The 403-nt window shown below is 73.7% G+C and carries 1 protein-coding gene; it reads left to right on the top strand.

Going from position 1 to position 403, the window contains the following annotated elements; all coding sequences use genetic code 11:
• Nucleotides 1-105: 105 nt before the first annotated feature.
• Entirely contained in the window at nt 106-369 is a 264-nt protein-coding gene (locus I6F37_RS42925) for a MoaD/ThiS family protein (protein ID WP_225154819.1), read from the top strand.
• Nucleotides 370-403: the final 34 nt, after the last annotated feature.

Below are 403 nucleotides of genomic sequence, written 5' to 3'. Positions count from 1 at the left end.
GTTGTGGCACAGCAGCGACGAAGGCGTCTCCTGGCGGCTCATCACCGCGAACCTGCCGGAGATCTGGTCGGTCGAAGCGCTCGTCCTCGACTGACGAGCCGTCCCGTGGCCGTCGTCCTGCTGCCGCGCTCGCTGCTCGCCCTGTTCCCCGGTGTCGAGCGCCGGCATGCCGTCGATGGCGCCGACGTCGACGCGGTCCTCAGTGCGCTCGATGTCCGGGCTCCGGGGATGCGCAGCCGGCTGGTCGAGGAGGGACCGCGGCTGCGCCCGCACATCAACGTCTTCGTCGCCGGGCGCCCGGCCGACCTCAGCACCCCGGTCGGGCCCGAGGACACGGTCCACGTCCTGCCCGCCGTCTCCGGCGGCTGATCAGGGGAGCGCGGCCGGGCGCGGTGTCGTCGCG

It is taken from the genome of Bradyrhizobium sp. NBAIM08 (assembly GCF_020193935.1).
GTDB classification, from domain to species: Bacteria; Pseudomonadota; Alphaproteobacteria; order Rhizobiales; family Xanthobacteraceae; genus Bradyrhizobium; species Bradyrhizobium yuanmingense.
The sequence above is the reverse complement of the archived record's forward strand: the minus strand, read 5'-3'. Positions and strand labels throughout refer to the sequence as shown.